Origin of the sequence: Streptomyces sp. NPDC048637 (genome assembly GCF_040650675.1) — a bacterium.
Taxonomy (GTDB): Bacteria; Actinomycetota; Actinomycetes; order Streptomycetales; family Streptomycetaceae; genus Streptomyces.
Genome location: NZ_JBEZHQ010000064.1, coordinates 19,679 through 33,306, shown reverse-complemented (window position 1 = coordinate 33,306; position 13,628 = coordinate 19,679). Strand labels below are relative to the sequence as shown.

The 13,628-nt window shown below is 70.9% G+C and carries 12 protein-coding genes; 5 read left to right on the top strand and 7 right to left on the bottom strand.

Going from position 1 to position 13,628, the window contains the following annotated elements; all coding sequences use genetic code 11:
- The first annotated feature begins 217 nt into the window (after positions 1-217).
- From pknB to AB0C46_RS39210, 3 genes are all read left to right on the top strand, one after another.
- Entirely contained in the window at positions 218-2,185 is a 1,968-nt protein-coding gene (pknB, locus tag AB0C46_RS39220) for a Stk1 family PASTA domain-containing Ser/Thr kinase (protein WP_362833902.1), read from the top strand.
- A gap of 66 nt (positions 2,186-2,251) precedes the next feature.
- Positions 2,252-3,151, top strand: coding sequence for a deoxyribonuclease IV (locus tag AB0C46_RS39215; RefSeq protein ID WP_362833901.1), 900 nt, complete (start codon positions 2,252-2,254; stop codon positions 3,149-3,151).
- A 91-nt stretch (positions 3,152-3,242) separates the two neighbouring features.
- Complete coding sequence (locus AB0C46_RS39210; protein WP_362833900.1) at positions 3,243-3,803, top strand: DUF4396 domain-containing protein; 561 nt, start codon at positions 3,243-3,245, stop codon at positions 3,801-3,803.
- 42 nt (positions 3,804-3,845) lie between these two features.
- On the opposite strand, the gene AB0C46_RS39205 is transcribed toward AB0C46_RS39210, so the two are convergent.
- Positions 3,846-4,469 (bottom strand): sulfite oxidase-like oxidoreductase, encoded by a 624-nt coding sequence (locus AB0C46_RS39205; RefSeq protein ID WP_362833899.1) that lies wholly within the window; start codon positions 4,467-4,469, stop codon positions 3,846-3,848.
- A 156-nt stretch (positions 4,470-4,625) separates the two neighbouring features.
- Between AB0C46_RS39205 and bfr the strand changes: the two genes are divergently transcribed.
- Entirely contained in the window at positions 4,626-5,102 is a 477-nt protein-coding gene (gene bfr, locus AB0C46_RS39200; RefSeq protein ID WP_362833898.1) for a bacterioferritin, read from the top strand.
- Between the two features lie 70 nt (positions 5,103-5,172).
- Here the strand turns inward: bfr and AB0C46_RS39195 are convergent, their stop codons facing one another.
- Both AB0C46_RS39195 and AB0C46_RS39190 read right to left on the bottom strand, forming a co-directional pair.
- Positions 5,173-5,427: a (2Fe-2S)-binding protein gene (locus tag AB0C46_RS39195; protein WP_093645843.1), complete on the bottom strand. Its 255-nt coding sequence runs from the start codon at positions 5,425-5,427 to the stop codon at positions 5,173-5,175.
- Between the two features lie 172 nt (positions 5,428-5,599).
- Complete coding sequence (locus AB0C46_RS39190) at positions 5,600-6,943, bottom strand: class II 3-deoxy-7-phosphoheptulonate synthase (protein ID WP_362833906.1); 1,344 nt, start codon at positions 6,941-6,943, stop codon at positions 5,600-5,602.
- Between the two features lie 259 nt (positions 6,944-7,202).
- Here AB0C46_RS39190 and AB0C46_RS39185 point away from each other — a divergent pair, with 259 nt between their 5' ends.
- The gene (locus AB0C46_RS39185; RefSeq protein WP_362833897.1) at positions 7,203-9,158 is read left to right on the top strand and encodes an anthranilate synthase family protein; all 1,956 of its coding nucleotides are present in this window, start codon (positions 7,203-7,205) and stop codon (positions 9,156-9,158) included.
- Here AB0C46_RS39185 and AB0C46_RS39180 read toward each other — a convergent pair.
- The 4 genes from AB0C46_RS39180 to AB0C46_RS39165 all read right to left on the bottom strand — a co-directional run bounded on the left by AB0C46_RS39180 (position 9,124) and on the right by AB0C46_RS39165 (position 13,506).
- Positions 9,124-10,140 carry a 2-hydroxyacid dehydrogenase gene (locus tag AB0C46_RS39180; protein ID WP_362833896.1) on the bottom strand — a complete coding sequence of 339 codons (1,017 nt, stop codon included), beginning with the start codon at positions 10,138-10,140 and terminating at the stop codon, positions 9,124-9,126. The two genes, AB0C46_RS39185 and AB0C46_RS39180, sit on opposite strands and share 35 nt — an antisense overlap.
- 158 nt (positions 10,141-10,298) lie before the next feature.
- Positions 10,299-11,327, bottom strand: coding sequence for a 6-phosphofructokinase (locus AB0C46_RS39175; RefSeq protein WP_362833895.1), 1,029 nt, complete (start codon positions 11,325-11,327; stop codon positions 10,299-10,301).
- Between the two features lie 201 nt (positions 11,328-11,528).
- The gene (locus AB0C46_RS39170) at positions 11,529-12,200 is read right to left on the bottom strand and encodes a response regulator transcription factor (protein ID WP_362833894.1); all 672 of its coding nucleotides are present in this window, start codon (positions 12,198-12,200) and stop codon (positions 11,529-11,531) included.
- 49 nt (positions 12,201-12,249) lie between these two features.
- Positions 12,250-13,506, bottom strand: a complete 1,257-nt coding sequence (locus AB0C46_RS39165) for a DUF5931 domain-containing protein (protein WP_362833905.1) — start codon at positions 13,504-13,506, stop codon at positions 12,250-12,252.
- Between the last annotated feature and the right edge of the window lie 122 nt (positions 13,507-13,628).

Genomic DNA, 13,628 nt, shown 5'->3' with positions numbered 1-13,628 from the left:
GGGGTGTCCGGACGTAAAGCGAAGCAGTCCGGACACCCCCACCCGCGCAGGCCCGTCACCGCACCCCGAAAGCCCCGCGCAGCGGACCCCGCCCGCCGCAGGCGCAACGGCGAGACGCCGCCAGGCGCAACGGCGAGCAACAACCACGGCGGGACAGCCGCAAACGTGGGAGGGCCGCCAGGCGACAACCCCGCATTAGGCCATACACTCGTCTGCCGTGGATACGACCCTTCAGGACCCGCTCGTGGGCCAGCTGCTCGACGGCCGCTACCGCGTCCAGGCGCGCATCGCTGCAGGCGGTATGGCCACGGTGTACCAGGCCGTGGACACCCGGCTGGACCGTCTGCTCGCGCTGAAGGTGATGCATCCCACCCTCGCCACGGATGCGGCCTTCGTCGACCGCTTCATCCGCGAGGCGAAGTCGGTCGCGCGGCTGTCGCATCCGAATGTGGTGGGGGTTTTCGACCAGGGCACGGACGGGACGTACGTCTATCTGGCGATGGAGTACGTCGCCGGCTGCACGCTGCGCGATGTGCTGCGCGAGCGCGGCGCCCTGCAGCCGCGGGCCGCGCTGGACATCCTGGAGCCGATCCTGGCCGCGCTGGGCGCTGCGCACCGCGCCGGTCTGGTGCACCGCGACATGAAGCCGGAGAACGTCCTGATCGGCGACGACGGCCGGGTGAAGGTCGCCGACTTCGGTCTGGTGCGCGCGGTGGACACGAACACCACCGCCTCGACCGGTTCCGTCCTGGGTACCGTCTCCTATCTCGCCCCCGAGCAGATGGAGCACGGCACCGCGGACGCCCGGGTCGATGTCTACGCCTGCGGTGTGGTGCTCTACGAGATGCTGACCGGCGGCAAGCCGCACACCGGCGGGTCCGTGGCGCAGGTCCTCTACCAGCATCTGCACGAGGACGTGCTGCCGCCGTCGGGGCTGGTGCCCGGTCTCGCGCCGCAGCTGGACGAGCTGGTGGCGCAGGCCACCGCCCGCGACCCGCAGCAGCGCCCGCAGGACGCGGTGGCACTGCTGTCCCGGGCGCAGGAGGCCCGTGCACAGCTGACCGACGCCCAGCTGGATGTCGTGCCGCCGCAGGCCCACGAGGTGCCCGCCGACGGCCTCGGCGACGGCTCGGAGCGCACGGACGTGATACCCCGGCCCGAGGGCGTACAGCCGCCGCTGCCGGGGACGGACGAGGCGGAGCTGAACCGGACCAGCCGGCTGGAGGTGCCGCCGACGGAGCAGACGACCCGGCTGCGTCCGGTGCCGGCGCCCCCGGCGCCCCGTGGCGGGCTGCTCCAGCGGCACCGGCTGGCCACGATCATCGCGGCGGTACTGCTGCTCCTCGGGGCGGGCACGGGCGTCTGGTACATCAACTTCGGCCAGTTCACCACCGTCCCCGCGGTGCTGGACATGCCGCAGGCCAAGGCCGAGAAGACACTGCGTGACGAGGGCCTGAGCGTGAAGGTGGTGCGCGGCTTCAGCTCGAATGTGGACCGCGGTCATGTCATGAAGACGCACCCGGCCAACGGCAAGCAGATCCGGGGGACGGGCACGGTCACGCTCACCGTCTCCCGGGGTCCGAATATCGTCACCGTCCCGGATCTGGCGGGGACCCCGGTCGCCGACGCCAAGCGGAAGCTGCGGGACCGCGGGCTGATCCCGGGCACCGAGGCCCGGCAGTTCAGTGACGAGGTCGCCAGGGGCTCGGTGATCCGTACGGACCCGACCGCGGGCAGCAAGCGGCGGCCCGATACGGCGGTGGCGCTGACCATCAGCCGGGGCTCCGAGGTCCAGGTGCCCGGGGTGCTCGGCAGCGAGCGCGCGGACGCCGCGGACACCCTGCGGGCGGCGGGCCTCAAGGTGCGCTTCGCCGCCGAGCCGGTCCACTCCACCCAGGACAAGGGCACCGTCGCCCGGCAGACACCGGCCGAGGGCAAGAAGCTGGGCAAGGGCGACACGGTCACCCTCACGCTCTCCAGGGGCCCGGAGATGATCCCCGTCCCGGATGTCACCGGCAAGAACGAAGAGGACGCCAAGAAGCAGCTGACGGATCTCGGCTTCCAGGTCGAGGTGAAGAAGCCGTTCCTGTTCCCGCAGGACGAGGTCGACTCGCAGTCCGTGGAGCCCGGCGAGAAGGCGCCGAAGGGCGGCACGATCACCATCAAGATGAAGGGCGCGCTGTAGCGCCCTGATGCGGCGGGGCCGCCGTCCGGCGGACGGCGGCCGTGGCGCACCTGGCACCCTGGGAGGGTGAGTACCTCCCCCTCCCCGAAGGGCGCCGAGCAGCGCGCCCGTGCCCGTAATCCGGTCGGCGGCCATGTGCCGGTGGCCGGCGGCCTGGCCAAGGTTGGCATTCCGTACGCCCGCGAGATGGGCGACGAGGTCGTGCAGGTCTTCGTGGCCAATCCGCGCGGCTGGGCGACGACCCCCGGCAGCCCCGAACAGGACGAGGCGTTCCGGGCGGCCTGCGCCCTGCAGGGGATTCCGGCGTATGTCCATGCGCCGTATCTGATCAACTTCGGTTCGCACACCGGGGCGACCGTCGACAAATCCGTGGTGTCGCTGCGCCACTCACTGCGCCGCGGCCGGGAGATCGGGGCGCTCGGGGTGGTCGTGCACACCGGCTCGGCGACCGGCGGGCGGCCGCGTGCGGCGGCGATGGCGCAGGTCAGGGAGCGGATGCGGCCGTTGCTCGACGAGCTGACGCACCCGGACGACCCCTGGCTGCTGCTGGAGCCGACGGCCGGGCAGGGCGCATCGCTGTGTGCGCTGGCCGAGGACCTCGGGCCGTATTTCGACGCGCTGGACCGGCACCCCAAGCTGGGGGTCTGCCTCGACACCTGCCATGCGTTCGCCGCCGGGCACGACATGGCGGCGCCCGGCGGGATGAAGGCGCTGCTGGACGAGCTGGTGGAGGTCACCGGCGAGGGCCGGCTGAAGCTGATCCACGCCAATGACTCCAAGGATGTGGTCGGCGCCCACAAGGACAGGCACGAGAACATCGGCGCAGGTCACATCGGTGCGGAGCCGTTCGGCGAGCTGTTCGTCCATCCGGCGACGGCCGGGGTGCCGCTGGTCGTCGAGACGCCGGGCGGCAAGGAGGGCCATGCGGCGGACGTGGCCCGGCTCAAGGAGCTGCGCGCGCCCTGAGCCTGCCGGTGCACCCTTGAGGGAATGCCCCCAGGGGGTACACGGTTTCCGCTGCCGGGCAGGAACCGTCCTCTCCCGTTGGGGGTATTCCATGGCACACGCACCGCACGAGCGCCAGGCGCCCGCACACGACGCGCACCGCGCGCACGGCGGCTCTGCGGAGCGCACCGGCCGACCGAACACCGCCGGCCCTGCGGCAGCCGCCGGCCCCGGCCCGGCGGGCTGGGCGCCGGCCGCCAGGGCGACCCTGCACTGCCTGACCGGCTGCGCCCTCGGTGAGATCCTCGGCATGGTGATCGGCACGGCCCTGAGCTGGCACAACGTCCCGACGATGATCCTGGCGATCGCGCTGGCCTTCGCGTTCGGCTATGCGCTCACCCTGCGCGGCGTCCTGGCGGCGGGCGTCGGCTTCCGGGCGGCACTCCGGGTCGCGCTCGCCGCCGACACGCTCTCCATCGCGGTCATGGAGCAGATCGACAACGGCGTGATCGCGCTCTGGCCGCGCGCCATGGACGCCCAGCTCTCGGACGCGCTGTTCTGGGGCGTCCTGGCCGCATCCCTGGTGCTCGCCTTCGTGGTGACCACGCCGGTCAACAAGTGGATGATCGGCCGCGGCAAGGGACATGCGGTGGCGCACCGGTACCACCACTGAGCACGGCCCTCCGGTCACGGAAACCCGCCCGGGGCACACGGATCAGAGTTCGGGGCCGTCGCCGGGCTCTTCCTGGTACGAGTACCGCTGCTCCCGCCACGGGTCACCCAGATTGTGGTAGCCGCGCTCCTCCCAGAAGCCACGGCGGTCGGCCCGCATGTATTCGATACCGCGGACCCATTTGGGCCCTTTCCAGGCGTACAGATGCGGCACGATCAGACGGACCGGGAATCCGTGCTCCGCGGTGAGGAGTTCACCGGAGCGATGAGTGGCGAAGAGGCACTTCTCCGCGGCGAAATCCTCGATCCGCACATTCGAACTGAAGCCGTACTCGGCCCACACCATGACATGGGTGACATCGGATGCCGGTGGCGCCAGATCCAGGATCGTCCGGGTGCGGATCCCGCCCCATTCGGCTCCCAGCATGCTGAATTTTGTCACGCAGTGCATATCCGCGACGACCGTGCTGTACGGCAGCGCCGTGAATTCCTCGTGCGACCAGCAGTGCTTCGCGCCGTCGGCGGTGGCGCCGAAAGCCCGGAACTCCCAGCGTTCGGCGCGGAACTTCGGCACCGGCCCGTAATGCGTCACCGGCCAGCCCCGCTGGAGCCGCTGCCCCGGAGGCAGCTCAGGAGGCTCCTCTTCGCGGCTTTCCGGCTGACCCATGCCCTCCATGTTGTCAGACTGGAAGGGGTGCCGATGACCAGGGCGGGAGGGATTCGGGCAACTCGTACTAAGCATGCACTTACTGGACGCCCCGCTCCGGGCGGTGCGAGGATGCGCGGCACCTGCCCAGTTCTCGCGTGGAAGGAGCCCGCAGCCATGCAGGGCGACCCCGAGGTCATCGAATTCCTCAACGAGCAGCTGACCGCCGAGCTGACCGCGATCAATCAGTACTTCCTGCACGCCAAGATGCAGGAGAACTTCGGCTGGACGAAGCTCGCGAAGTACACCCGCTCCGAGTCCTTCGACGAGATGAAGCACGCGGAGATCCTCACGGACCGGATTCTCTTCCTCGACGGTCTGCCGAATTACCAGCGGCTGTTCCATGTGCGGGTCGGTCAGACCGTCACCGAGATGTTCCAGGCCGACCGGCAGATCGAGGTCGAGGCCATCGACCGGCTCAAGCGCGGTATCGAGCTCATGCGCAACAAGGGCGACATCACCTCGGCGAATATCTTCGAGGACATCCTCGCCGACGAGGAGCACCACATCGACTATCTCGACACCCAGCTGGAACTGATCGAGAAGCTCGGGGAGGCGCTCTACATCGCCCAGATCATCGAGCAGCCGAGCTGAGCGAGGGGCCGGATGCGTACCCTCCGCGGCGGCCCGGCCGGCACGGGGAGATCACCCGCGCCCCTGAGGGCTACGCGGCCTCCGAGAGCGCCGCGGGCGCCACTGCGTCCGCCTCCGCGCCCAGCGGTTCGGGCGCACCGCTGTCGATGAGCTCCCGGCGAGGGCAGTCCCCCCGGCCGAGCAGCGACTGGATACGGCGCACACAACCGCCGCAGTCGGTGCCGGCCTTGCAGGCGGAGGCGATCTGGCGGGGTGTACAGGCGCCCGTGTCCGCGTGCTCGCGGACCTGCTGCTCGGTGATCCCGAAGCAAGAGCAGACGTACACGCGGTTCACCTCCGGTGGGATGCCCCACCGATCCGGCTGATCTTGAGTGAGGTAACCCTTACCTTACCTGGCCCGGCAGGGGCTGCACAACGCGGTGGGGCGCGGATCACAGGATCCGCGCCCCACTTCTGCTATGTCCCTGACCGTCGGTGCAGGTCAGCGGCCGACCGCCTCACTGATCGCGGTACATCTCCGCCACCAGGAACGCCAGGTCCAGCGACTGGCTGCGGTTGAGCCGCGGGTCGCAGGCCGTCTCGTAGCGCTGGTGGAGATCGTCGACGAAGATCTCGTCGCCGCCGCCCACGCACTCGGTGACATCGTCACCGGTCAGCTCGACGTGGATACCGCCCGGGTGCGTGCCGAGGCTCTTGTGGACCTCGAAGAAGCCCTTGACCTCGTCCAGCACATCGTCGAAGCGCCGGGTCTTGTGACCGGAGGCCGCCTCGAAGGTGTTGCCGTGCATCGGGTCACAGATCCAGGCGACCTGCGCGCCGGAGGCGGTGACCTTCTCGACCAGCTCGGGAAGCTTCTCGCGGATCTTGTCCGCTCCCATGCGGGTGATGAAGGTCAGCCGGCCCGGCTCCCGCTCCGGGTCGAGGCGCTCGATGAGCGTCAGCGCGTCCTGTGCAGTGGTCGTCGGGCCCAGCTTGACGCCGATGGGGTTGCGGATGCGCGAGGCGAACTCGAGGTGCGCACCGTCCAGCTGACGGGTGCGCTCGCCGATCCAGACCATGTGGCCGGAGACGTCGTAGAGGTTGCCGGTGCGCGAGTCCACCCGGGTCAGCGAGGACTCGTAGTCGAGGACCAGCGCCTCGTGGGAGGCGTAGAACTCGACGGTGCGGAACTCCTCCGGGTTCACCCCGCAGGCGTTCATGAAGTTCATCGCGCGGTCGATCTCGCGGGCGAGCGCCTCGTAGCGCTGTCCGGAGGGCGAGGACTTCACGAAGTCCTGGTTCCAGGCGTGCACCTGCCGCAGGTCGGCGTAGCCGCCGGTGGTGAAGGCGCGCACGAGGTTCAGGGTCGCCGCGGAGGCGTGGTACATCCGCTTCAGCCGCTGCGGGTCCGGGATCCGGGCCGCCTCGGTGAACTCGAAGCCGTTGACGGAGTCGCCGCGGTAGGTCGGCAGTGTCACCCCGTCGCGCGTCTCGGTGGGCTTGGAGCGCGGCTTGCTGTACTGGCCGGCGATCCGGCCGACCTTGACCACCGGGACGGACCCGGCGTAGGTCAGGACGGCGCCCATCTGGAGAAGCGTCTTGAGCTTGTTACGGATGTGCTCGGCGGATACGGCGTCGAAGGCCTCCGCGCAGTCGCCGCCCTGAAGCAGGAACGCCTCACCACGGGCGACCGCTCCCAGGCGCTCGCGCAGCTGGTCGCACTCGCCCGCGAAGACGAGCGGCGGATAGGACTCGAGCTCCGCGATCACATCGCGCAGAGCCTCTTGGTCCGGCCAGTCAGGCTGCTGCGCCGCGGGCAGGTCTCGCCAGGTGTTGCCACCGGCGTGGGTTTCAGCGTTCACGGTCACAAGCCCCACATTACGGGGTCCCGCGAGAGTGTCCGTCCCGGCATCCGGACTTTGAGACGCACGGCACTCGGACGGTCCGGTAGGGTGCCCCGCATGTGCACGCGACCTGCCTTGAACAGGACCTGGTGGTGGACCGCTCATCCGGCGGCCCACTGATTCGCGCGCACATCCCACACTTCGCGAAGGCCGCCCGAGGGGCGGCCTTCAGCCTTTTCCGGCGGCCGTTCCTCCTCTCCTGGAAGGAACTCCCGCCATGCACCGCGAGCCCCCCGCCCGCACCGACGCCGCCGCGCTCGTCCAGCGGCTGCTCGACCCCGCCTGCCCCCCGTTCGCCCTGCTGCACCGCCGCACCCCGGGGCGGGACGCCGCCTCCCCCACTGTCGAGGTGCTGACCGGCGAGGTGACGGAGGTCGAGCGGCTGGCCGACATCCCGCTGGGCGACGGGACCCCGGACGCGCCGGTGACCGACGCGCTCGCACTGATCCCGTTCCGGCAGATCCGCGAGCGCGGCTTCCGGGCGCATGACGACGGCACCCCGCTGGCCGTGCTGCGCCCCCGGGAAACCGCCGAGCTGCCCCTGGACGAGATACTGGCGGCGCTGCCCACGCATGAGGTGCGGGTGACGGACGGGGCGTTCGACGTGGACGACGACGCCTACGCCGGGATCGTCGGGCGGGTGGTACGGGACGAGATCGGCACCGGCGAGGGCGCGAACTTCGTCATCCGCAGGACGTTCGAGGGCGAGATCACGGACTTCTCGGCGGCCGACGCGCTGGCGCTGTTCCGGCGGCTGCTGGCCGGTGAGCGCGGCGCGTACTGGACGTATGTGGTGCACCGTCCCGGGGTGCACACGCTGGTCGGCGCCAGCCCCGAGGTACATGTCCGGATGTCCGGGGGGACGGTCGTGATGAATCCGATCAGCGGCACCTACCGCTACCCGGAGGGCGGCCCCACCACCGAGAGCCTGCTGGCGTTCCTCGACGACCGCAAAGAGGTCGAGGAGCTGTCCATGGTGGTGGACGAGGAGCTGAAGATGATGTGCACCGTCGGCGACAAGGGCGGTGTGGTGATCGGGCCCCGGCTCAAGGAGATGGCGCATCTCGCGCACACCGAGTACGAGCTGCGCGGCCGGTCCACCCTCGATGTGCGCGAGGTGCTCAAGGAGACGATGTTCGCGGCGACGGTCACCGGGTCGCCGGTGCAGAACGCCTGCCGGGTGATCGAACGGCATGAGCCGGTGGACCGCGACGGCCGGGGGCGCGGCTACTACGCGGGGGCGCTGGCGCTGATCGGGCGGGATGCCGGCGGCGACCGGACGCTGGACTCGCCGATCCTCATCCGGACCGCCGATATCTCCGCCGGAGGGCGGCTGCGGGTGCCGGTCGGCGCCACGCTGGTGCGCGGCTCCGACCCGCACAGCGAGGTCGCCGAGACCCATGCCAAGGCCGCGGGGGTACTGAGCGCGCTGGGTGTCCGTCCGGCGCCCGCGCACCCGGCGGCCGGAGGGCGGCCGCCGCGGCTGGCCGACGACCCGCGGGTGCGGGCCGCGCTGGACGCCCGCCGGGCGGGCCTGGCGCCGTTCTGGCTGCGAATGCAGACCACCGCGCCGATCGCCGAGCTGAGCGGGCATGCCCTGGTCATCGATGCGGAGGACACCTTCACCGCGATGCTGGCGCATCTGCTGCGCACCTCGGGGCTGACCGTCACCGTGCGCCGCTTCGACGAGCCGGGGCTGCGCGAGGCCGCCCGTGCGCACCGGGGCCCGGTCGTGCTGGGCCCGGGGCCGGGCGATCCGTCCGATGCCGCCGACCCCAAGATGCGCTTCCTGCGGTCGCTGACCGCCGAACTGGTCGCGGGGCACCGGCACGGCGTGCTGGGAGTGTGCCTCGGCCATGAACTGCTCGCCGCGGAGCTGGGGTTGGAGATCGTCCGCAAGGAGGTGCCCTTCCAGGGGGCGCAGGAGCGGATCGAGTTCTTCGGACGTATGGAGACGGTCGGCTTCTACAACACCTTCACGGCCCGCTGCGATGACACCACCGCGGCCGAACTCGCCATGCACCGCGTGGAGTTGAGCCGGGACGCGGCCACCGGTGAGGTGCATGCGCTGCGCGGTCCGGGCTTTGCGGGGGTGCAGTTCCACCCGGAGTCGGTGCTGACCCTGGACGGCGCCTCGGTCACCGCGCAGCTGTTGGCAGCTGTCCTCGTGTGACCAGCATGTTCTCGTTGGTGCGGTGGGCCAGATAGTCCTCGACATTGGCCACGGTGGCCTCGATGATCTGGCCCACCGCGTCCTGGGTGAAGTACGCCTGGTGTGAGGTGATCAGCACGTTCCCGAAGGTCATCAGGCGGGCGAGGGTGTCGTCGCTGATGATGTCCAGGGACTTGTCGAAGAAGAAGAACGCGGCCTCCTCCTCGTAGACGTCCAGGCCGACGCCGGTGAGCCGGCCGGCCTTGAGCGTGTCGACGAGGGCCGCGGTGTCGACCAGCCCGCCGCGGCTGGTGTTGATCAGGATCGCGTCGTCCTTCATCGCGGCCAGTGCGGCGGCGTCGATGAGATGCCGGGTGGAGTCCACCAGCGGGAGGTGCAGGGAGAGCAGATCCGCCTCGGCGAACAGCCGCTCCCGGGCGACGTACTTCATGCCGAGCCCGACGCAGTGCGGGTTCTCGGCGAGGTCCCAGCCGAGCAGGTTCATGCCGAAACCATGGGCGATCCGGGTGAAGGCCTCGCCGATCTTGCCGGTGCCGAGCACCCCCGCCGTACGCCCGTGCAGATCGCGGCCCATCAGGCCGTCCAGCCGGAAGTCGAAATTACGGGTGCGGTTCGTGGCCCGGACCATCCCCCGATTGACGGCCAGCGTCAGCGCCCAGGCGAATTCGGCGACCGCGTAGGGCGAGTAGCGGGCGACCCGGCCGACGCTCATCCCGAGGTCGGCCGCGGCCTCCAGATCGATGTTGTTGAAGCCCGTGGAGCGCTGGGCGATCATCTTCGTCCCGCCGGCCGCGAGGGTCTGCAGGACGTCCGCGCCCAGATCGGCGTTGACGCTGGAGCTGACGATCTCGTAGCCACGCGCGATGGGGGCGGTGTCGCGGTTGAGGAAGACATCCAGGCTGCGGACCTGGTGCCGGCCGGCGAAGGCCTTCTCCAGGAACGGCCGCTCATCCGTCTGCACGCCGAAGGCGACGATCTCCACGAGCACTCCCGGGTTCTTCCGCCGGTTCAGAATCTCCCGCCCATGAGCGATAGGCCGGATATGTCGCGTATGGCGAATATACGGCCCATCGCCCGGCGGTGCCGCCCGGAGCGCGGGACGGCGGCAGGAGCTGCGGTGGGAGCGGCGAGCGGCCGGGCTCAGCCGAAGAACACCCCGACCTCGGCGTAGAGCGCCGGATCGACGGTCTTCAGCTGGGCGGTGGCCTCCGCGATCGGCACCCGGACGATGTCCGTACCGCGCAGCGCGACCATCTTCCCGAAGTCGCCGTCGCGCACCGCGTCGATGGCGTGCAGCCCGAAGCGGGTGGCCAGCCAGCGGTCGAAGGCGCTGGGGGTACCGCCGCGCTGGGTGTGCCCGAGGACCGTCGTCCGCGCCTCCTTGCCCGTACGCGACTCGATCTCCTTGGCCAGCCACTCCCCCACACCGGACAGCCGGACATGCCCGAAGGAGTCCGTGGTGTCGTCCTTGAGCACCATCTGCCCGTCCTTGGGCATCGCGCCCTCGGCGACGACCACGATCGGGGCGTAGCGGACCTTGAAGCGGGAGTCGATCCACCGGCAGACCTGCTCGATATCGAAGCGCTGCTCCGGGATGAGGATGACGTTCGCCCCGCCGGCGAGACCGGAGTGCAGCGCGATCCAGCCGGCGTGCCGGCCCATCACCTCGACGACCAGCACCCGCATATGGGACTCGGCGGTGGTGTGCAGCCGGTCGATGGCTTCGGTGGCGACGCCGACGGCGGTGTCGAAACCGAAGGTGTAGTCCGTGGCCGACAGGTCGTTGTCGATGGTCTTGGGGACGCCGACACAGGGGATGGCGTGTTCGCCGGAGAGCCGGGCGGCGACGCCTAGGGTGTCCTCGCCGCCGATCGCGATCAGCGCCTCGATCTCCTGCTTGGCGAGCGTCTCCTTGATCCGGCGGACGCCGTCGTTCTCCTTGAAGGGGTTGGTCCGCGAGGAGCCGAGGACGGTGCCGCCACGCGGCAGGATGCCGCGCACCGCCGGGATGTCCAGCGGCATCGTGTCGCCTTCCATCGGCCCGCGCCAGCCGTCCCGGAAGCCGACGAACTCGTATCCGTACTCCTGGGTGCCCTTGCGGACGACGCCCCTGATCACCGCGTTCAGACCCGGGCAGTCGCCGCCGCCGGTCAGTACTCCGACCCGCATCGCTGCTTCACCTACATCCCGTCAGTGGCCGCGCACACGGCCGTGCTCGATCCGACCCCGGTCACGCTAATGGTGATCTGGGTCACTCAAGGAGGGGACAGACGGTGATGTCGGTGATTTATCCGGGAGTTGGTGCGAGGCGTTCACCCGGACGAGCGGATCCCGCCGGGCCGTGGCCGGTCCGGCCGGTGAGCCCGCCGGTCATCCCTCGTCGAGGCCGCGCTCGATCGCATAGCGCACCAGCTCCACGCGGTTGTGCAACTGGAGCTTGCCGAGGGTGTTCTGGACGTGGTTCTGCACCGTGCGGTGCGAGATGACCAGCCGTTCGGCGATCTGCTTGTACGAGAGTCCCTTGGCGACCAGCCGCAGGACCTCGGTCTCCCGGTCCGTCAGCTGTGGTGCGCCCGGCTCGTCCGGCGTCGCGGGGGCCGGGTCGGTCGCCAGCCTGCGGTACTCGCCGAGCACCAGACCGGCCAGGCCCGGTGTGAACACCGCGTCGCCGGCGGCCGTGCGCCGGACCGCGTCCAGCAGCTCCGCCGTGCTCGCCGACTTCAGCAGATAGCCGGTCGCCCCGGACTTGACCGCCTCCAGGACATCGGCGTGCTCCCCGCTCGCGGACAGCACCAGCACCCGCAGCGCCGGACGGGCGCCGACCAGTTCCTTGCACACCTGGACGCCGGGCAGCCCCGGCAGATTGAGGTCCAGGACGAGCACATCGGGCGAGGCGGCCTGCGCCCTGCGCACCGCCTGGAGGCCGTCGCCGGCCGTCGCCACCACCTCGAACCCCGCCTCGGCCAGATCCCGCGCGACCGCGTCCCGCCACATCGGGTGGTCGTCGACCACCATGACCTTCAGGACCGTCTGCTCACTCATGCCGGTACCTCGCCCCGCGAGGCCCCGTGCCGCTCCGTGCCGTGCTCGCTCACGTTCTCGCCTTCCCCCGTCTTCCGCCCTCGGGCGCCGTGCCCTTGGGGACCGTCAACTCCACTTCCGTGCCCTGGCCGGGGACCGAGACCCACTCCGCGGCACCGCCCAGGTCCCGCAGCCGGCCGCGGATCGACAGGGCCACCCCCAGCCGGCCCTCGCGCTCGGCGTCCGCGAGCCGCCCCTCGGGAATGCCGGGGCCGTCGTCGCGGACCGTCACGATCACCGCATGCGGTTCGTCCTCCACCAGGATCCATGCGCGGGCCTCGGCCCCCGCATGCACCCGGACATTGTCCAACGCCGCACTGACAGCGGCCGCGAGCTCGGCCGCCGCGGCGGCCGGCAGCTCGACCGGGGCACCGGGCTCGGAGAACGTCACCCCGGCACCCGCAAACGGCGCGAGCAATGCCCGGACGTCGCACGGCCCGTCGTCGGCCGGTTCCGGTGCCTGTGCGGACAGGGCGGAGGCCACCGCCTCGTCCGCCGCGCCCTCGCCGGCCGGGTGCGGCACCGTCCGCGCCGCGCCGCCCGGCCCGCCCCCGCGCGGCGGCGACACCAGCCCGCCGGCGACCAGGGCCCGCAGCGCGACCTCCTGTTCCCCGGCCATCCGGCCCAGTTCGGCCGCCTCGCCGCCGATCGCGGCGCCGCGCCGCTGCACCATCGCCAGTACCTGCAGCACGCTGTCGTGGATGTCACGGGCCAGCCGCTCCCGCTCCCGGGTGGCGGCCTCTATCTGCAGCGCGCGGGCGAGGGTGCGCTCACTGGCACGGGCCACCTCGACGACATAGCCGATGGCGACACTGGCCACCCACACCAGCACCACGTTGTGGACGGTGTCGCGGGCCAGCTCCTGGCGCTCGACGAGATTGGCCACCGCCACGGCGCTGGAGGCCACCGCGGCCCAGCGCCAGCCGCCCTTGATCGCGAAGCCCAGGACGGCGCCCGCCGTCCAGATGGAGGGCAGCGTCGGCGCGCCGTCCATGATGCGGGCGTGGGTGTCGATCAGCGGGGTGAGCAGGATGCCGCCGACCGCGAAGCCGAGGTCGGCGAGCAGGAAGTGCCGGGTGCAGCGCTCCGCTGAGGTCGTCCGGCGCCAGGTCAGCACCATCCAGAGGGTGAGCGCGGCCATGTAGGCGGCGGCGCCCAGCGGATGGGCGTACTTCTGGTAGGAGAGCCCGACCAGGCACAGGGTGTAGACGAGGGTCAGGATCCGGTAGCCGGTGAGCGCACGCCACAGCGGCAGCTCGACGGACATCCGCACCACCCTCGGCGGCTTGCTCCTGTGCCTGGCGGCCAGGCCGCTCTGCACAGTCCTCATGTCCGTATCCGTCATTGCCGGCCCCCCCTCGCCGGGCGCCCCCGCGCCCGGCCTCGGCC

What these genes read in the sequence shown, in the direction of transcription:
- bfr (WP_362833898.1), top strand. Translation starts at nt 4,626, where the DNA reads ATGCAGGGCGACCCCGAGGTCATCGAATTCCTCAACGAGCAGCTGACC.
- AB0C46_RS39210 (WP_362833900.1), top strand. Translation starts at nt 3,243, where the DNA reads ATGGCACACGCACCGCACGAGCGCCAGGCGCCCGCACACGACGCGCAC.
- AB0C46_RS39175 (WP_362833895.1), bottom strand. Translation starts at nt 11,327, where the DNA reads ATGCGGGTCGGAGTACTGACCGGCGGCGGCGACTGCCCGGGTCTGAAC.
- AB0C46_RS39185 (WP_362833897.1), top strand. Translation starts at nt 7,203, where the DNA reads ATGCACCGCGAGCCCCCCGCCCGCACCGACGCCGCCGCGCTCGTCCAG.
- AB0C46_RS39170 (WP_362833894.1), bottom strand. Translation starts at nt 12,200, where the DNA reads ATGAGTGAGCAGACGGTCCTGAAGGTCATGGTGGTCGACGACCACCCG.
- AB0C46_RS39205 (WP_362833899.1), bottom strand. Translation starts at nt 4,469, where the DNA reads ATGGGTCAGCCGGAAAGCCGCGAAGAGGAGCCTCCTGAGCTGCCTCCG.
- AB0C46_RS39165 (WP_362833905.1), bottom strand. Translation starts at nt 13,506, where the DNA reads ATGTCCGTCGAGCTGCCGCTGTGGCGTGCGCTCACCGGCTACCGGATC.